The following is an 18,320-nucleotide window of genomic DNA, read 5'->3' on the forward strand; positions in this document are numbered from 1 at the left end:
CACCGCGACGTTGCACGTCTCCGTACGGGACGGGCCGTGGTGGCGGCGTAGTTGACGCGGTGTCAGCCGTCCTCGGCGTCGGCGCCGACGTCACCGTCCGGTTCCTCTTCCTCCACACCCGCGTCCCCGGTGTCCTGCTCCCCGGCCACGATCAGCCGCATCTGCTCGGAGATCTCCGCGCGTGCCTCCTCCGGCAGGCCCGAGTCGGTCACCAGGGTGTCCACCTGCCCCAGCGTGGCGAACGAACTGAGGCCCACCGTCCCCCACTTGGTGTGGTCGGCGACGACCACCACCCGTCGCGCCGAGTGCACGAGGCGGCGGTTGGTCTCGGCCTCCGCCAGGTTCGGCGTGGACAGGCCGGCCTCGACCGATATGCCGTGCACGCCGAGGAAGAGCAGATCGAAGTGGAGCGCGGCGATCGCCTGGTCGGCCACCGGTCCCACCAGCGAGTCCGAGGGGGTGCGCACCCCGCCGGTCAGCACCACCGTGGGAGCGCCCTGCCGCTGGCCCGAGGTGCGCTGTGCCGCGTGGAAGACGTCCGCGACCCGCACCGAGTTCGTCACCACGGTCAGGTCGGGCACCTCCAGCAGGTGCTGCGCGAGCGCGTAGGTCGTCGTACCGCCGGACAGGGCGATCGCGGCGCCGGGGGCGACCAGGGCGGCGGCGGCCCGTGCGATGTCCTCCTTGGCCGACAGCTCCAGGCCCGACTTGGCCTCGAAGCCCGGTTCATGGGTGCTCGCCTCCACCACCGGGACCGCGCCGCCGTGCACCTTCTCCAGCACGCCCTGCCGGGCCAGCGCGTCCAGGTCGCGGCGCACGGTCATGTCCGAGACGCCGAGTCTGCGGGTCAGCTCGTTGACCCGGGCACCCCCGCGGCGTCGGACCTCGTCCAGGATCAGGGCGCGGCGCTGCTCCGCGAGGAGGTGCTGATTCTCGCTCACGTACGCTCCGGTCCTTTCGCCGCCAACCGTTCGAGTCACCCGGCGCACCCGCCTCCGACCAGTGGGTTCGTCGGTCGGGAGGTGCGCGGGCGTCCCATCTTTTCACGGCAGGGCACCGGGTGCGCCACCGCCCGGCGCGAGGCGGGCGGACCGCTCGGGGCGGTCGCCGACACATCGGTCGGGGAGATTCTGTGACGAGCGGTGTGCGGCTTCCCGGAACCGGACATCCTGAAGCGCGCACGGACACAGCCCGCACGGCGTCACGGGGGAAACGTGGAACGCGCTGAGGAACGCCCCAGGGAGCAGGAGACCGGCGGCCGCGCGCCCGAGCCGGCCGATCTGGAGTTACTGGTGCACGGGGTGGGGGGCACGACCCCGGAGGAGATGCTGGGGCACGCGCGCACCGTCCGGGTCGCCGGGGACGACACGGCCGCCCTCTTCCGGCGGGCCGAGGACGCTTCGGACGGCGGGCCCCGCAGCGGGCCGGTGCAGGAGGCGTACGTCTGGTGCAACCTCACCTCCGGTGACGCCGGCCGCGCCCTGTGGCTGGTGCTGCTGCCGTTCATGGTGGTCAACCTCGCCCACTGGATGCGCCCCGCCGCCCCGGTCCGGCCGCGCACCGTCCGGCTCTACGGCCTCCTGGTGCGGCTGGCCGCCCTCACCCTCACGGTGCTGCTGGTGGCCGCCGCGTGCGAGGTCGCCCTCGACCTGGTGGCCTGGCAGTGCGCCGGCGTACCGGCCTGCGCCCAGCGCCATTTCTGGCTGGCCTTCCTCACCCCGGACGCGGCCGAGGGGCCCGGGGTACGACGGTGGGCCGAGCTGCTCGGCACGTCCGGTGGCTGGTGGGCCCAGCCAGGACGACGGCTCGCGCTCGCGGCGGTGGTGCCGGGCGCGTTGGTCCTGCTGCTCTGGTATCTGTCGCACCGCACGTGGAGCGCGTACGAATCCCACCGGCCGCTGGTCCAGGAGGCGGACCGGGACTCCGAGGCGGACCCCCGGCCGGACGCTGACGACAGTGCCCTGTCCCGGCCCGGCTTCTGGTACGGGCGCCGACTCGTCGCCCGGCTGCGCGCCGCCCACACCGCCGCCGGCCTGCTGACGGTCGCCGCCGCCCTCGCCACCCCGGCGGCCCGCTTCGACCACCGGCCCGGCGGTCCCGCGGCACTGGACGCCCTCAGCTGGCTGCTGGCCGTCCTGCTGCTGGCCGTGGCGGGTACGGCGGTGGCCGTGGTGTGCCGCCGGGGCCGCGACGAGCGCCGTCTCGACCAGGAGCTGGACCGGCGCCTGGTACGGCTGCTCCCGCTCGGCGCGCTCGGCCTGCTGCTCCTCGCCGTGCTCTACACCGCCTGGTCCCGCCCCGGCTGGCGGTCGGCCGGCCGACTGCCCGGAGACCCGGCCTTCGGAGGGCTGATGCTGGCGCAGGGCGCGCTGGTGGTGGTGCTCGGGGCGGTCGCGTGGGGGCTGCACCGCCGGGGGGCCGACCACCGGGTGCCGCGCGAACGGCGCCGCGGCGTCGAGGAGCGCCGAGTGCCGGACGAGGAGCGCCACGAATCCGACCCCCACCGGCCACCCGCCCCCCGCACCCGCATGCACGGCCTCGGCGGACCCGCCACCACGCTGCTCGCCTGTGCCCTGGGCGGGGTGATGTCCGGCGGGGTCGCCCAACGGGTCGCCGAGTGGCTGGACGGGAGCGGTGCCACACTCGCCGGGCCGCCGGTGCTGTTGACCTGGCAGGCGTCCATGATCCCGCCGCTTCTCGCGGTCCTGCTGGCCCTGGCGGCCCGGCTCGCCGCCGGCACCGCGCGGCTCGCCCGCACCGAACGCGACCGCGTACGCCGGGAGCACCCCGGCGAGCCCGAGGACCCCTCCCGCACCCGCGCCATCGCCCACACCCGGGCCATGGCCGGGCTCACCGATCGCGCGCCCCTCATCCTCATCGTGCTCTCCGCCGCCACCCTGGTGCTCGGCGGCGGGGCGCTGGCCGGGGGCCTCATCAGCGGGAAGACGCCGGACGCGGCGGCGCGCGGCGCCGTGGACGCCGTACGGATCGCCGCCGCGGTCTCCCAGGGGCTGGGCTCCTGGCTGGTGGGGCTCGGGTTCCTGCTGTTCGTCACGTGGGGGCGGCGCGCCTACCGGGATCGCGGGGCCAGGAGGACGGTCGGCATCCTGTGGGACGTCGGCACCTTCTGGCCGCGCGCCGCGCACCCCTTCGCGCCCCCGTGTTATGCCGAGCGCGCGGTGCCCGACCTGACATGGCGGATCGCGACGTGGACCGGGGCGACCGGGGGCCGCCTGGTGCTGTCCGGCCACTCCCAGGGCAGCGTGCTCGCCGCCGCGGCGGCCTGGCAGCTGAGCCCGTCCACGCGGGGGCGGATCGCCCTGCTGACCTACGGCTCACCGCTGGAGCGGCTGTACGGCCGCTGGTTCCCGGCCCACTTCGGGCCCGCGGCGCTCGCCGGGCTGCACCGCGACATCGCGTGCTGGAGCAACCTCTACCGCCGGACCGACCCCATCGGCGGCCCGGTGCGCCTGCCCGCCGACGGCCACCCGCCCGTGGACCAGCCGCCCCTGCGCGACCCCCTCGCCTACGGCCGCACCACCGAGCACCCGCTGCCGGGACCGATCCTCGGCCACTCCGCCTACCAGGCCGACCCGGTCTTCGCCCGTGTCCGGGCCCACCTGCTGACCCGCCTCCATCCGGAACTCCCCGCCCCGCGCGAGGAACCACCGGCCGGACGGCGCTCCTGAGGCCGACCGGAGTGCTCAGGGCAGTTCCGGCAGGTCCTGCGGGTAGAGGAGGGTCAGATCGTCGGTGCTCGGGTCCGGGAGTTGGGCGACGCGGCTCGCGTGGCGTTCGACCATGGCCTCGAAGGTCTGGCGGGCGGTGCGGCCGTTGCCGAAGGCGGGGCCCTTGGGGAGGTCGGTGAAGTACGTGAGCAGGGCCTCGGCGGTGCCGGGCGCGAGGCGGTACTCGTGCTCGTCGGACTGCTGCTCCACGATCCGCAGCAGTTCCTCCGGGCCGTAGTCGCCGAAGGTGATGGTGCGGGAGAAGCGGGAGGCCACACCGGGGTTGACGGAGAGGAAGCGCTCCATCTCCGCCGTGTACCCGGCGACGATCACCACCACCGCGTCCCGCTGGTCCTCCATCAGCTTCACCAGTGTGTCGATGGCCTCCTTGCCGAAGTCCCGCCCGGCGTCCTCCGGCGACAGCGCGTACGCCTCGTCGATGAACAGCACACCACCGTGGGCCCGTTGGAAGGCATCCTGGGTACGGATCGCGGTGGAGCCGATGTGCTCGCCGACCAGGTCGACCCGGGACACCTCGACCAGATGACCCTTGTCCAGCACCCCGAGCGAGGCGAGGATCTCACCGTAGAGCCGGGCCACCGTCGTCTTGCCGGTGCCGGGGGAGCCGGTGAAGACCAGGTGCCGCTTGACGGACGCGGCCTTCAGGCCCGCCCGCTGCCGGCGCCGGCCCACCTCGATCATGTCGGTCAGCGCCCGTACCTCGCGCTTGACGCTCTCCAGGCCCACCAACGCGTCGAGTTCGCCGAGCACGTCCTTGGACGTACGGGGCGGTTGCGCCGACTCCGGGGCGACGGCCGGCGGCTCCGGCTCGGTGCCGCGCTGCCCGGGGATCGAACCGAGCAGCCCGGGGGAGTGCGCCACCGTCTGCACGGCCGTCTCCCGCAGCGCCGGGGGCCGCAGGCTGCCGCTCTCGTCGCTGGTGCAGTCCTCCACGACCGGCCCCGAACCCGACCCGGTGTCCGGTCCGCCCTCGGCGAACTCGTAACCCCCGCGCGCGCACCGTTCGGTGCGGCACCTGCGCAGGGTGGTGCGGCAGCCGTCGATCACATGGAAGCCGTAGCCGCCGCTGCCGCTGACCCGGCAGTTCAGGAAGCTGCCCCGGCCGCCCGCCGAGACGTAGAAGCCGGCCTCGGCGGGGGACTCGACGGTGCAGCGCTCGATGGTCGGATCGGCGCCCTTGGTGACGATCACCCCCGTCTGGGTACCGCTCACCGTGCAGTTGCCGAGCGTGCCGCCGCTGCCGTGGTCCCGGAACCAGGCGCCGGTCGCCGCCTCCCGGATCCGGCAGTCGTCCAGCTGCGCGGTCGCCCCGTCGCTCACCGACACCGCCGTGTTGCGCACCTGGGAGAGGTCGCTGTCCACCACGTCCGCGCGCGAACCGCGGTCCAGCACGAACAGCGCGTCCGGCACGTCGTGCACCCGGCAGGAGTCCAGCACCGCGGTGGCGCCGTCGCTCACCCACACCGCCGGGTAGTCGCCGGTGCTGTCGAAGATCTCGCACTGGTTGGCGTCCACCCGGGTGCCCGGGTCCCACACCGACAGTCCGTTGCGGCCGAACTGGCGGATCGTCGTGCGGGTCAGCGTGAGCACCGAGCGCGAGCGCAGGTCGACCGCGTTCTCCGGGATGTCGTGGAGCCGGCAGTCCTCCAGCGTGAGCACCGCGTCCGTGTCCAGCGTGACGCCGTCGGCGGTGGTGCGGTGCACGTCGCAGTCGGTCAGGTGCGCGGTGGCGCGCTGGGTGACCTGCAACCCGGAGCCGCGCACCTCGTAGATCTCGCAACCGACCGCCTCCAGGGCGGAGTTCTCGCCGGTCACGGTGAACCCGGTGCCCGAGGCGTGGTGCACCCGGCACCGGTCCAGGCGCGGATGGCCGCCGCCGCGGACCGCCACGCCCGCCTGACCCGCCGCCACGATCTCGCACTCCTCGAACACCCCGCTGCCGCCGTCGAGTACGGCGATACCGATGCCGGCCGGGTTGTCCACGGTCAGGCGGCGCACGGTCGGCCGGGCCGCGCCGCGCACCTCGACGCCGACCGCCGAGCGCGTGACGATCCGCACGTCCGTCAGTTCGGGCGTGCCCTCCTCGACCAGCAGCGCGGGCGCCGCCGCGTCCTGGCCCTCGACGTGCAGGTCGTGCACCACGGCCGAGGCCCGCACGGTCAGCGGCACCCCGTCCGTCGGCGCGATCCGCACCGAACCGGGTGAGCCCTCCGGCCCGCGGAGCGTCACCGCCCGTTGGACCACGAGGTTCTCCCGGTAGGTGCCGGGGGCGATGGTGAGGACGTCGCCGTCGGCGGCTGCCTCCAGGGCGGCGGCGAGCGATGCGTACTCACCCGTGCGGCGCCGCCACCGCGACGTACCGGTGTGCGTCACCTGGACCGTGCCCTGTGCCATGGCGTTGCTGTGCCCCCACCTCGTCGTACTGATGGCTGACGCCCCGTCGGGGCGGTGGTACCGGTGCGGGCCCGCGAGCGTGCCCGGCCGCTGGGCCTGCCCGTTCGTGTCCCCGCGTACCCGCGAGCCCTGCGGTGCGCCCGCCTGCGGGTTGTCGCCGAAAGCGCTTCGGCCGGTCCACCGTAGCGTGTGCGCCCGGGGTGGGTTGACCACAGCCTGCCCGCGGTCAGCTGCCGGTGCCCGCCTTGCCCCAGTCCGGGCCCGCCCGGTCCCAGGCCTGCTCCCAGCGTGCGTACCGGCGGCGGACCATGCGCCAGACGGTGAGGCGCCGGGCGGTCTCGGCCAGGGCCGCGGCCACCAGGGCGGCGCCGAATCCGGCCAGGACGGCGTGGGTGGTCGCCGTGACGGAGTCCAGCGGGCGGGTCGTCACCCGGCCCTGCGGGTCCGTCCAGAGTCCGAAGCGCTCTCCGGCCCGGGGGGACTTCAGGCCGGTGAGGACCGGACCGCGGTGCGTGCTGCCGTCCGGCGCGGGCCAGTCGGCGACGACGCGGGTACGGGTCTCATGGACGCTTCTGGAGTCGAGGTCGCCCTCGGGTTCCCTGCCCAGGACGCGGACCACGGTGGCCGTGACCTGATGGTGGGTGTGCCGCTCCACGCGCGCGGCCCGCTGCAACGAGTCCTGGGCGGCGAAGCCGACCAGAGCGCCGGTCGCGGGCGCCGCCACGGCGATCAGGACCAGCGCCACGAGCGCCACCCACGCCTCGGCCAGATCGGTCGCGCGGCACAGCGGATTGCGTCTCCAGCGCCACAGACCCGTGACTGCCCGCATCTCCCCACCCCCACGTCCGCCGCGGTCGGTCATGACCGCGACGTCTCACGCCTCTCCCGTGTCACCTCAACGACCGGGAACCGCCCCCGGGTTCCCCGATCGCCAAAACCGCCCGACCAGGGCGCCGCCCGCCCTGCCGCGGTTCTCGCGGCTACCGGCTATGGCTACCGGCCGCGCCCCGCTCCAGCACCCGCACCGGATCGCCGACCCGGATCGTGCCGGGCGTGAGCGGCACGAGGTTCTGCCCGAAGACGAGGCCCCCGTCGAACCTGCGGTGCCGGGCCAGTGTGTACAGCGGCTCGCGGCCGCGCGCGGCGGTGCCCTGGTCGGTGGTGGTCACCACACAGCGCCCGCAGGCGCGCGCCACGCGGAAGTCGACCTCGCCGACGGAGACGCGCGCCCATGCGTCCTCCGCCCAGGGCTCGGTGCCGCGGACCACGACACTGGGCCGGAACCGGTTCATGGGCAGCGGCCCCTCGGCGGCGTGACGCCCCTCGGCTATCAGGGAGTTGAGGGCGTCGAGGGAGGCCGAGGCGGTGACGAGCAGGGGGTAGCCGTCGGCGAAGCTGACCGTCTCGCCCGGCAGCGCGTACTCCGGGTCGACGGGGCGGCGGGAGGCCGGGTCGTCCAGATGCACCAGGCGTACGTCCGAGCCGAGATAGGCGCTGCACCAGGCGTGCGCCTCCGCCGCGGCCGGCACCGCCTCCACCTTCTGCCCGAAGATGTTCACCGGCACGGTCGCCGACGGCTGCGGCACCTCGACCGTCACCGCGGGCCGCCCGGACGCCGACAGACGCAGACCGCCGCCGGCCAGAGGCGCGGCGGCGGCCAGGGCGAGGCGCGGCTGCTCCCGCTGGGTGACGACCTTCCCCCCGGCGTCGATCAGCGCCCAGCGCCGGTCTCCGGCCAGCCCCCAGGGCTCCACCACGGCCGCTTCGGCCGCCAGGCCCTGGAACGCCTTGACCGGGTACAGATGGATCGACTGCACTTCGGCGATTTCCATGTCGCCATCGTGCCAGGTGCCACCGACAGCGGGAGCGCTTCGATCAGTAACCCCGGTGGTGCGGGTTGTTGTACGGGTCCTGGTACGGCGCCTGCACGGGGCGTGGCGCGGCCGGGCGCATCGCCTCGTAGCCGGTGCCCGGCGCCATCGGACGCTGCTGCGGGGCCTGCGGGCCGGGGTAGCCGCGCGGGGCGCTCGCCTGCTGCGGGATGTACGCCGTGGGCGCCTGGTGCAGCGGGACCTGCTGCTGCGGCTGGGGGTAGCCGTAGCCGGGGGCCGGGGGCTGCGGGGAGGGCGCGGCCGGGAGGGCGGGGAGGGCCGACGGCAGGGCGGGGAGGTGGTTGCCCGTGTCGTAGGCGGCGGGGACCCGGATCGGGGCGATCTGCGGGGTGCCCCGCTCGGCCACGAGGGAGTCGTAGATCGGAGTGTCCCGGAAGGAGGCGGAGTAGTAGCCGCCGCCATAGGTGGAGCGGGGGGAGGTCATGGCACATAACTTAAGCCCACGATGTGCTGGTTGGGGAGACCGATAAGAGGGTTGTTTTACGTGTCGGCGGTGACCAGGGTTACTCATTCCGAGCGAATTCGGCGAAAAAGGGCAGCGGTTCACGTATGGATCATGTAAGGAGCCAATGTTTCGGCGGGGTTACCGGCGGTTGACCGGCGATCTTTCCGCTCCTCTCCCCGCACGGCAGTGGGAGTTCCGCGTGGCCGGGAATAGGTTGGACGTGCAGGGATGATCCGGACGTCCGCGGACACCGCGGGCGGGGAGGCGAGGGGGCTGCCATGACGATGCCGAAGGGGTCCAACACACCGGTGCCGGCCACCGTGCTGCGGGTCGAACTGGGCCGGCGCCGGGGGGCCGGAGTACCCGACGTGGACGCCTCGGCGCTGCTGCTCGCCGCCGGGAAGGTCCGCTCCGACGCCGACTTCGTGTTCTGCGACCAGCCCGCGCATCCCTCGGGCGCGGTGCGCCACGAGGGCGGGCGGACCGAGGGCGCGCTCGTCGTCGACACCCTGTCCGTCGACCTCGCGCGGGTGGAGGGCGCGATCGAACGGATCGTGCTCGCCGCCTCGGCCGACGGCGGCACGTTCGGGCAGGTCCCGGACCTGTACGTCGAGGTGACCGACCCCGCGAGCGGCCGGGTCGTCGCCCGCTTCGACAGTCCGGGCGCGACCGTGGAGACCGCCTTCCTGCTCGGCGAGTTCTACCGCCGCCAGGGCGGCTGGAAGTTCCGCGCCGTCGGCCAGGGCTACGACAGCGGACTCGACGGCGTCGCCACGGAGTTCGGCATCACGGTGGACGAGCCGCGGCACGGCGCACCGCCACTCGCGCCGGCGCCCCCGGCGCCCGTGCCACCGCCCCCTCCGCGGGCTCCGTCCGCCGTCCGCCCCTCCAGGGTCACCCTCACCAAGGCCGCCCCCTCCGTCTCGCTGGCGAAGCAGGGCGGTACCGCGGGCGTCCTGCGGGTGAACCTCAACTGGCGGACACGTGAACGGCTTTCGGGACGGGGCCCCCGCCGGTGGAGCGGCTACGGGGACCTCGACCTCGACCTGTGCGCCCTGTACGAGCTCGCGGACGGCCGCAAGGGGGTCGTCCAGGCGCTCGGCAACTCCTTCGGATCGCTGCACCGGCCGCCGTACATCCATCTCGACGGCGACGACCGCACCGGCGCGCTGGCGAGCGGCGAGAACCTCACCGTCAACCTGGACCACCTCCGGGACCTGCGCCGCGTCCTCGTGTTCGTCACCGTCTACGAGGGCGCCTCCTCCTTCGCCGGACTGCACGCCACCGTCACCCTCCGGCCGCAGTACGGCGCCCCCGTCGACTTCTCGCTGGACGAGTGCACGGTGCCGTCCACGGTGTGCGCCCTCGCCCTGATCACCAACACGGGCGGCGATCTCGTCGTGCGGCGCGAGGCCCGCTACCTCGTGCCGGAGCGCGGGGTGAGCCCGCAGCGGACCGTGGACCGCGCCTACGGCTGGGGCATGAACTGGACGCCCGGCCGCAAGTGACTCAGCCCTCGTCGGGAACCGCGTCGGGACGCGCGTACGTACGGCCCTTCCAGGCGGCCCCGCGCCCCCGGTAGTGCTGCACGGCCGAGTCCACCGTCATCAGCAAATACAGGAACGCGGTGTACGGCAGCAGCGGGGCCGACCACGGCGGCAGCCGGTAGTAGCGCAGCATCGGCACGTACGTGCCCGCCATCACGGCCCAGGCCGACGCGCCGAGGACCGCCACCGGCGCGTTCCCCGCCGCGGCGCCCGCGACCACGGCCACCGGCGGCACCAGGTACACCAGCGCGAGCCCCGCCACCGTGCCGAGCAGCAGCAGCGGGTTGTGCCGCAGCTGGGCGTAGGCGCTGCGCGAGACCATCCGCCACAGGTCGTGCAGCCGCGGGTACGGCCGCACGCTGTCCACCCGGTCGGCGAGGCCCAGCCAGACATGGCCGCCCGCGCCCTTGACCGCGCGGGCGAGGGCGACGTCGTCGATGACGGCGTGCCGGATGGCGTCCGGGATCCGCGCCTTCTCCGCCGTCCCCGCACGCAGCAGCACACAGCCGCCCGCCGCGGCCGCCGTGCGCGACCCCTTGCGGCCGATCCGGCGGAAGGGATAGAGCTGCGCGAAGAAGTAGACGAACGCCGGGACCACCAGCCGCTCCCACCGGCTCTCCACCCGCAGCCGCGCCATCTGCGACACCACGTCGAAACCGCCGCCGTGGGCCGCCGCGACCAGCTCGCGCAGGCTGTCCGGGGCGTGCGCGATGTCGGCGTCCGTCAGCAGCAGGTACTCGGGGTCGCGCGCGCGGGCCAGCGCGATGCCGTGCCGCACCGCCCACAGCTTGCCCGTCCAGCCCGCGGGCGGCTCCCCGGGCGAACCCACCGTGAGCGGCAGCCCGCCGTGCCGCTCGGACAGCCCACGGGCCAGCTCCCCGGTGCCGTCCGTGCTGCCGTCGTCCACCAGGAAGACCTCGGCCCGCCCCGGATACTCCTGCGCCAGCAGCGACGGCAGGCTCGCGGGGAGCACGGCGGCCTCGTCGCGGGCGGGCACGACCACGCAGACGGACGGCCACGCGTCCGGTTCCCGGCGCCGCGGCAGACGGACGTCCGTGCGCCAGAAGAACCCCTGGCACAGCAGCAGCCAGCACCAGGCGGCCAGCGAGGCGACGGTGATCCACAGGAAGGCGCTCACGGGCGCAGTCTGCCCCACCCGAGCCGTTCACATGAGCCGATCGTCTATCGTGGCCGGGTGAAGATCGCGCTCATGGACTCCGGAATCGGTCTGCTCGCGGCCACCGCCGCGGTACGGCGCCTACGGCCCGACGCGGATCTCGTCCTCTCCCTGGACCCCGACGGCATGCCCTGGGGACCGCGCACCCCGGAGGACCTCACCCGACGCGCGCTGGACGTCGCCGAGGCCGCCGCGTTCCGCCGGCCCGACGCGCTGATCGTCGGGTGCAACACGGCCAGCGTGCACGCCCTGCCCGCACTGCGCGCCCGCCTGGAGCCCGGCATCCCGGTGATCGGCACCGTCCCGGCGATCAAGCCGGCCGCGGCCGGCGGCGGGCCCTTCGCGATCTGGGCGACCCCCGCCACCACCGGCAGCGCCTACCAGCGCGGGCTCATCGCGGACTTCGCCGACGGGGTGCCGGTGACCGAGGTGCCGTGCTGGGGCCTCGCCGAGGCCATCGAACACGCGGACGAGGCGGCGATCGAGGCGGCCGTCGCCGCGGCGGCCGAGCTGACGCCCGACGATGTGACCACCGTCGTCCTGGGCTGCACCCACTACGAGCTGGTCGCGGAACGCATCCGCGCCGCCGTGCAGCGCCCCGGCGCGGCCCCGCTGGTCCTGCACGGCTCCGCGGGCGCGGTGGCCGCGCAGGCGCTGCGCCGCCTCGGCGAACAGCCCGCCTCCGCGGCCCCCGCCGAGGGCACCCTGACGGTCCTGCTCAGCGGCCGCGAGGGGGAGCTGCCGACGGCGGCGCTGCACTACGCCGAGGGGCGGCTGCTGCCCGCGGTGGGTCCGCTCGCCGACCGCCGCTGACCCGCAGTCCGTACCTCCTTCGTAGGTCCACCGGCGGGCGGCCCGCCCTCCCCGCCCGGGGGCGCCCGGGGCGGGCGCGGGCCGGGAGTCCGTACCGGCGCGGGCGATCCTGAGTAACCTCGTAGTCATGAGGGACCAGCCCCGTACCGAGGAAAATCCCGCCCCCGAGGTCTGGACCGGACGCGCCACCAACCGGGTGCAGTGGCTGCTGGCGCCGGCCGGAGCCGCCTGCCTGGCGCTGGGGATCAAGCTGGCCGTGGACTCCGCGTGGACGTCCGGGACCGCCGCGCTGACGATGTCCGTCGTCGGCTGCATCGCGGCCGGGCTGCTGGTCCTCTTCGGCACCCTCGCCTTCGTGCACGTGGAACTCAAGCTCGACCGGGAGTCCGTCGAGGTGCGCTGCGGCCACATCGGGGTGCCGCGCCGGCGCATCCCCCTGTCGCACGTGGCGGGCGCCGACTTCACCGCCCTCGTGACCCCGCGCCAGTGGGGCGGCTGGGGCTACCGCTGGCGCCCCGAGAAGGGCACCGCGGTCGTCGTGCGCCGGGGCGAGGGCATCGTCCTGAGCCTGTGGGACGGCCACACCTTCACGATCACCGTGGACAACGCGGAGTCGGCGGTCCGGGTGATCAGGGCCCGGCTGCGCTCGATCGCCCCGGGGACGGCCGCCTAGCCTCACGGGCGCGTCCGGCGCCTCCGGGCTGCGCCAGGTGTTCTGTCCGGGGAGTTGTGGACGGGTGAGCCAGGTCTCGGCTGAGTGATCCTGAAAGGGTGAGGGTACCGCCCCGCACGCCTCGGCGGCGTAGCCGTGTTCCCACGTGTGGTCTCCTGCCGCGGCGGCCGGCTGACGAGCGGCGGGGCGGGCCGTGCGCGCGCGGACCGTGTCGATGCCGAGGTCAGCCGCCGTACACTCACCCGGGTGACCGTCACCGCAACTTCCGTGGACCAGCCGGACCGGGTCCGGCAGTCCCTCGCGCCCGGCGCGTTCCGCCGCCGGCTGCTGCGCCTGGTCCCGGCCGCCGCCTCCGCCCTCTGCGGGGTGCTGCTCTATGTCAGTTTTCCGCCACGTCCCCTGTGGTGGCTGGCGCTGCCCGCGTTCGCCGGGTTCGGGTGGGTGCTGCGGGGGCGCGGGTGGAAGGCGGCGCTCGGGCTCGGCTACCTCTTCGGGCTCGGCTTCCTGCTGCCCCTGCTGGTGTGGACCGGCGTGGAGGTCGGCTTCGTGCCCTGGCTGGCCCTGGTCGCGGTGGAGGCCGTGTTCATCGCCCTGGTCGGCGTGGGCGTCGCCGCCGTGTCCAGGCTGCCCGCCTGGCCGGTGTGGGCCGCGGCCGTCTGGATCACGGGCGAGGCGGTGCGGGCGCGTGCTCCCTTCGGGGGCTTCCCCTGGGGGAAGGTCGCGTTCGGGCAGGCGGACGGCGTCTTCCTGCCGCTCGCCGCGGCCGGCGGTACCCCCCTGCTGGGCTTCGCGGTCGTCCTGTGCGGATTCGGTCTCTGCGAAGCGGTCCGCCTGATCGCCGCACGGCGCAGCTCCCGACCCGTGCGCCGCGCGGCGGCCGCCGCCGCGCTGCTCGGCGTGGCCGTGCCGGTGGCCGGCGCGCTCGCCGCGCGCGGCCTGGTGAGCGACCGGGCCGAGGACGGCACCCGGACGGTCGCCGTGATCCAGGGCAACGTGCCGCGCGCCGGCCTGGAATTCAGCGCCCAGCGCCGCGCGGTGCTCGACCACCACGTGCGCGAGACCCTCGCGCTCGCCGCCGACGTCAAGGCAGGCAAGGTCCCGAGGCCCGACTTCGTGCTCTGGCCGGAGAACTCCTCCGACCTCGACCCCTATCACGACCCCGACGCCGCCGCCGTCATCGAGGAGGCGTCGCAGGCGATCGGGGTGCCCATCTCGGTCGGCGCCGTCGTGGACAAGGACGGCAAGCAGCTCAACGAGCAGATCCTGTGGGACCCGGCCAAGGGCCCGACGCAGACCTACGACAAACGGCAGATCCAGCCGTTCGGCGAGTACATGCCGCTGCGCGGGTTCGTCGGGGCCATCAACAAGGACTGGACCACGATGCTGCGCAAGGACTTCAGCCGGGGCACCGAGCCGGGTGTGTTCGACATGGACGGCGCCAAGGTCGGCCTCGCGACCTGCTACGAGGCCGCCTTCGACTGGGACGTGCGGGACACCGTGACGCACGGCGCCGAGATGATCTCCGTGCCGAGCAACAACGCGACGTTCGACCGCAGCGAGATGACCTACCAGCAGCTCGCCATGTCCCGCATCCGCGCCGTCGAGCACAGCCGTACCGTGACCGTGCCGGTGACCAGCGGCGTCAGCGCGGTCATCATGCCGGACGGGAAGATCACCCAGAAGACCGGCATGTTCGTGCCCGCCTACCTGGAGCAGAAGGTGCCCCTGCGCACCTCCACCACGCCCGCGACCGACCTGGGCGTCCTGCCGGAGGCGGCGCTCGTGCTCCTCGCCGTCGGCGGCATCGGCTGGTCGATCGGGAGCGGACTGCGGGCCCGCCGCGCCGGCGAGGCGTAGCACACGGGCGGCCGTACCCGTCGTACCCGGGACCCGTACGCGTACTCCGCCCCGCGGCCGGCCGGCCCGGGAGCGCGCCCGGGGCCGGTTAGGGTCGGACCCATGGCTACTCCTGACTTCATCCGCACCCTGCGTGCCTCGGCCGGGCGGCAGCTGCTCTGGCTGCCCGGGGTCACCGCGATCGTCTTCGACGACGAGGGCAGGGTGCTGCTCGGCCGGCGCACCGACACCCGGAAATGGTCGGTGGTCGGCGGCATCCCGGAGCCGGGCGAGCAGCCCGCGGACTGCGCGGTGCGGGAGGTCTTCGAGGAGACGGCGGTGCGCTGCCTGCCCGAGCGGGTCGTCCTGGTCCAGGCGCTGCAACCGGTCACGTACGACAACGGGGACGTCTGCCAGTACATGGACATCACCTTCCGCTGCCGCGCGGTGGGCGGCGAGGCCCGGGTCAACGACGACGAGTCGCTGGAGGTCGGCTGGTTCGAGGTGGACGCGCTGCCCGAGCTGAACGAGTTCGCGCTCCACCGGATCAAGCAGGCCATGACGGAGGAACCCGCCTGGTTCGCCCCGGCGACCGCCGGCTGACGCCGTCGCCCGCGCCTTTCGCCTAGGGTCGGTCCATGACCACCCCCATCCAGCCCCTCGCCCTCGACCTCGCCGGCCGCACCGCCCTCGTCACGGGTGCCGCGAGCGGCATCGGCCGCGCCTGCGCGCTGCGGCTCGCGGCCGCCGGGGCGCGGGTGAGAGCCGTCGACCGGGACGAGGCCGGGCTGACCGCACTCGCCCGGGAGGCGGAGGGCGGACCGGACCTCGCGGGCACCGTCGTCCCGCACCTCCTCGACCTGACCGACCTCGACGCGGCCGAGGAAGCGGCCGCCGGCACCGATGTGCTGGTCAACAACGCGGGACTGCAACTGGTGCGCCCCATCGAGGAGTTCCCGCCGGACGTCTTCCACACGGTGCTGACCGTGATGCTGGAGGCGCCGTTCCGCCTGGTGCGGGGCGCCCTGCCGCACATGTACGCGCAGGGCTTCGGCCGGATCGTCAACGTGTCATCGGTGCACGGACTGCGCGCCTCGGCGTTCAAGTCCGCCTACGTCGCCGCCAAGCACGGTCTGGAGGGGCTGTCCAAGACGGCCGCGCTGGAGGGCGCCGCGCACGGCGTCACCTCCAACTGCGTGAACCCGGCCTACGTCCGCACGCCCTTGGTGGAGAAGCAGATCGCCGACCAGGCGCGGGCCCACGGCATCCCCGAGGAGCGCGTCCTGTCCGAGGTGCTGCTGAGGGACAGCGCGCTGCGGCGGCTCATCGAGCCCGAGGAGGTCGCCGAGGCCGTGGCCTATCTGTGCAGTCCGCAGGCGTCCTTCGTCACCGGCACGTCCCTGCTCCTGGACGGCGGCTGGACCGCCCACTGAGCACGCTCACGCACCCGTCAGCTCACGCCCGGTGACCACCTCGGAGTCGATCCGCACGAGCACGTCGTCGCGGACCGGCATCCAGGAGTCCGGTCGGTCGAGGAGTTCATGGCCGTCGGTGTCGGTCAGTAGCGCGGCGCGCCCGGTGACGACCACGCTCCAGCCCGAGCGGGTCTCCGCGTCGAACTCGTCCGCCTCGAAGGCGACCACCGCGCCGTCGATGGCGCGCACCAGGTCCGAGCCGGCCGAGGTGCGCAGCAGCACGGAGGAGTCCGCGTCGAGGCAGAAATTGACGGGGAGGACCGCGGGGAGCGCCTGCTTGGTGTACACGACCCGGCCGACCGGCACCCCGGCCAGCAGGCGCAGGCAGGTCTGCCTGTCGAGTGCGCGAAAGCCGTCGTTCTGGAGCACCAGGCCATCGTCCCCGCGCGGACCCGGCCGGGATAGGGCCGGTCGGCCCTTGTACGGCCCCGGGCGGGTCCCCTCCGTCGTGTCGTGGTCCGCCGCCCCACCCGGCCGGGTCCGTGGGATCACGGCTCAGACCAGCGCGGCCCGCAGCACCCCGAACGCGCTGCGCGGGTCGGCGAGGGCGTGGTAGATGCCGGGGATCTCGCGGTCGACGTCGAACAGCTCGTACACGGCGTGCATCGCGCCGCGCACCGAGTACTCGACGGTGAAGACGACGTCCTCCGGGACCTCGGTGTACTGGCCGAGGAACGCGAAGTTCGCCGAGCCGCGGGGGACCACCAGCGGCCGGTCACCGACCGAGCGCGGGGCGAACTGGCTGGTGATGTACGGCATCATCACCGGGACCACGGTCGTGGTCGCCGCCACCCGCTCCTCGATGTCGGACATGCCGAGGTGGCCGAGGAGTTCGGTGAGGATCTCGCGGCCGGTGCACTCGGCCATCGGCTTGCCGGTGAAGTCGCCGGGCCGGTCGGTGAAGAGGCCGTAGCCCCACAGGGTGTAGACGTCCTCGGGCTGGCCCGCGAAGTGCGGGGCGTGCGGGACGACCACGGACATCAGCCAGCCGGAGTCCTCGAAGGTCATCAGCGCGCCGGTGCCGGGCAGGTTGCCCGACAGCTCCTCGATGCGGTGCAGCAGCAGCGGGGAGCGCATGGTGAGCGTGAAGGACTCCCACTTCGCGTCGTCCACGTTGCCGTTGAAGACCGCGGGCCGGCCGAAGTCGTCCGCCTTGGCGGCGACCGCCTCCCACAGCCGCCAGCCGCCGTCGCGCTTGTCCCGGATCAGCTCGGGCGCCCGGTCGTCGCCGCCGTACGCCGCGTCGGCGGTCATCGAGCCGAGAGTGAGGAACGCGTAGTCCTCCTCGCCGAGTTCACAGGTCTCCGGCGCGCCCGCGCGCTCCAGGTGGAGCCGCCGCAGCCGTCGTACGCCCTGCTCGTCGGTGGTGAAGTCCGCGTCCGTGACCCGTACGCCGTGCTCGAAGCGCACCCCGCGGGCCTCCAGCCAGGCCCGCACCGGCCGGATGACGGAGTCGTACTGGTTGAGCCTGGTGCGGCGCACCCCGGACAGGGTGTGCATGCGCGGGAACTCCTGGAGGAAGCGCAGGAGGTAGCGGCGCAGCTCGATGGCGCTGTGCCAGTTCTGGAAGGCGAACGTGGTGCGCCACATCGTCCAGAAGTGGGTGGCGAAGAAGTGCGGGGAGAAGAAGTCCTCGATGCGGCGGGCACCGATCACCCGTTCGGGCAGCATCAGCAGCCGCAGCAGCTCCATGCGGTCGTGGGTGTCGAGGCCGTAGTCGGCGGCGTCGAGGATCCGCGCGCCCGCGCCGATCAGCCGGGCCTTGGCCTCGGTGGGCCACTTCTCGTTGAAGTCGACGATCTCCTGGCGCACCGAGACCGTCTCGTCGTCCAGCGTCGGAATCGTCTCCAGGAGGTCCCACAGGCAGGTGTACGCCTCCTCCTCCAGCATCCGCCCGCCGCGGGTGACGTAGCCGGCGGGCTCCTCGCTGCCGTCCATGGAGCCGCCGGCCACCGGCAGCTCCTCCAGGACGCGGATGTTCTCGCCGGGAAGGCCGGCGTCGCGGACCAGGAAGACCGCCGCCGCGAGTGAGGCGATGCCTCCGCCGACGAGGTGGACCCGGGACTGCCGCGGAGCGTCTGCCATGACGTCCCTCCGTTCTGTGCGCCCCGGGGGGACCGGGACGGTCTGTGCGCCCCGGGGGGACCGGGACGGCCGAAAGCGTTACGGCGTCCAGCCAACACCCCGGGTACCCCCCGAGGCAGGGCCGTACGTCCCGGGGCCCGGGGGCCTGTGGGCGCCCAAGAGGGGACCGGTTGCCGCTGATCGCGCACCTCGCCGACCAGCAGGATCAGTGGGGCACCAGCAACGGAGCCCATC

The 18,320-nt window shown here is 74.1% G+C and carries 15 protein-coding genes; 7 read left to right on the top strand and 8 right to left on the bottom strand.

Annotated elements, in window-relative coordinates:
• Positions 1 to 62 precede the first annotated feature (62 nt).
• On the bottom strand, positions 63 to 941 hold the full coding sequence (locus QSK45_RS17730; protein WP_285557946.1) for a DeoR/GlpR family DNA-binding transcription regulator: 879 nt from the start codon (positions 939 to 941) through the stop codon (positions 63 to 65).
• A 273-nt stretch (positions 942 to 1,214) separates the two neighbouring features.
• Here QSK45_RS17730 and QSK45_RS17735 point away from each other — a divergent pair, with 273 nt between their 5' ends.
• A complete protein-coding gene (locus QSK45_RS17735) occupies positions 1,215 to 3,689 on the top strand; it encodes a hypothetical protein (protein ID WP_285557947.1) in 2,475 nt (824 codons plus the stop codon).
• A gap of 15 nt (positions 3,690 to 3,704) precedes the next feature.
• On the opposite strand, the gene QSK45_RS17740 is transcribed toward QSK45_RS17735, so the two are convergent.
• The 4 genes from QSK45_RS17740 to QSK45_RS17755 all read right to left on the bottom strand — a co-directional run bounded on the left by QSK45_RS17740 (position 3,705) and on the right by QSK45_RS17755 (position 8,459).
• The gene (locus QSK45_RS17740; protein ID WP_285557949.1) at positions 3,705 to 6,143 is read right to left on the bottom strand and encodes a right-handed parallel beta-helix repeat-containing protein; all 2,439 of its coding nucleotides are present in this window, start codon (positions 6,141 to 6,143) and stop codon (positions 3,705 to 3,707) included.
• Between the two features lie 226 nt (positions 6,144 to 6,369).
• Entirely contained in the window at positions 6,370 to 6,972 is a 603-nt protein-coding gene (locus QSK45_RS17745) for an Rv1733c family protein (RefSeq protein ID WP_285557950.1), read from the bottom strand.
• Positions 6,973 to 7,123: 151 nt separating this feature from the next.
• The gene (locus tag QSK45_RS17750) at positions 7,124 to 7,975 is read right to left on the bottom strand and encodes an MOSC domain-containing protein (RefSeq protein ID WP_285557952.1); all 852 of its coding nucleotides are present in this window, start codon (positions 7,973 to 7,975) and stop codon (positions 7,124 to 7,126) included.
• Positions 7,976 to 8,018: 43 nt separating this feature from the next.
• Complete coding sequence (locus QSK45_RS17755; RefSeq protein WP_285557953.1) at positions 8,019 to 8,459, bottom strand: DUF6643 family protein; 441 nt, start codon at positions 8,457 to 8,459, stop codon at positions 8,019 to 8,021.
• A gap of 305 nt (positions 8,460 to 8,764) precedes the next feature.
• Between QSK45_RS17755 and QSK45_RS17760 the strand changes: the two genes are divergently transcribed.
• Positions 8,765 to 9,988 carry a TerD family protein gene (locus tag QSK45_RS17760; RefSeq protein ID WP_285558288.1) on the top strand — a complete coding sequence of 408 codons (1,224 nt, stop codon included), beginning with the start codon at positions 8,765 to 8,767 and terminating at the stop codon, positions 9,986 to 9,988.
• Between the two features lies 1 nt (position 9,989).
• Here the strand turns inward: QSK45_RS17760 and QSK45_RS17765 are convergent, their stop codons facing one another.
• Entirely contained in the window at positions 9,990 to 11,165 is a 1,176-nt protein-coding gene (locus QSK45_RS17765) for a glycosyltransferase (protein WP_285557955.1), read from the bottom strand.
• Between the two features lie 57 nt (positions 11,166 to 11,222).
• On the opposite strand from QSK45_RS17765, the gene QSK45_RS17770 reads away from it, so the two are divergent.
• From QSK45_RS17770 to QSK45_RS17790, 5 genes are all read left to right on the top strand, one after another.
• Positions 11,223 to 12,017, top strand: coding sequence for a glutamate racemase (locus QSK45_RS17770; protein ID WP_285557957.1), 795 nt, complete (start codon positions 11,223 to 11,225; stop codon positions 12,015 to 12,017).
• A 127-nt stretch (positions 12,018 to 12,144) separates the two neighbouring features.
• Complete coding sequence (locus QSK45_RS17775; RefSeq protein WP_285557958.1) at positions 12,145 to 12,690, top strand: hypothetical protein; 546 nt, start codon at positions 12,145 to 12,147, stop codon at positions 12,688 to 12,690.
• A gap of 246 nt (positions 12,691 to 12,936) precedes the next feature.
• On the top strand, positions 12,937 to 14,547 hold the full coding sequence (gene lnt / locus QSK45_RS17780; protein ID WP_285557959.1) for an apolipoprotein N-acyltransferase: 1,611 nt from the start codon (positions 12,937 to 12,939) through the stop codon (positions 14,545 to 14,547).
• Between the two features lie 102 nt (positions 14,548 to 14,649).
• Complete coding sequence (locus QSK45_RS17785; RefSeq protein WP_285557961.1) at positions 14,650 to 15,129, top strand: NUDIX hydrolase; 480 nt, start codon at positions 14,650 to 14,652, stop codon at positions 15,127 to 15,129.
• 35 nt (positions 15,130 to 15,164) lie between these two features.
• On the top strand, positions 15,165 to 15,959 hold the full coding sequence (locus QSK45_RS17790; protein WP_285557965.1) for a 3-hydroxybutyrate dehydrogenase: 795 nt from the start codon (positions 15,165 to 15,167) through the stop codon (positions 15,957 to 15,959).
• A gap of 6 nt (positions 15,960 to 15,965) precedes the next feature.
• Here the strand turns inward: QSK45_RS17790 and QSK45_RS17795 are convergent, their stop codons facing one another.
• Both QSK45_RS17795 and QSK45_RS17800 read right to left on the bottom strand, forming a co-directional pair.
• On the bottom strand, positions 15,966 to 16,370 hold the full coding sequence (locus QSK45_RS17795; RefSeq protein ID WP_285557967.1) for a pyridoxamine 5'-phosphate oxidase family protein: 405 nt from the start codon (positions 16,368 to 16,370) through the stop codon (positions 15,966 to 15,968).
• A 126-nt stretch (positions 16,371 to 16,496) separates the two neighbouring features.
• Positions 16,497 to 18,086 carry an oleate hydratase gene (locus tag QSK45_RS17800; protein ID WP_285557968.1) on the bottom strand — a complete coding sequence of 530 codons (1,590 nt, stop codon included), beginning with the start codon at positions 18,084 to 18,086 and terminating at the stop codon, positions 16,497 to 16,499.
• Positions 18,087 to 18,320 lie beyond the last annotated feature (234 nt).

Source organism: Streptomyces hygroscopicus subsp. hygroscopicus (assembly GCF_030269125.1).
Taxonomy (GTDB): Bacteria; Actinomycetota; Actinomycetes; order Streptomycetales; family Streptomycetaceae; genus Streptomyces; species Streptomyces hygroscopicus_C.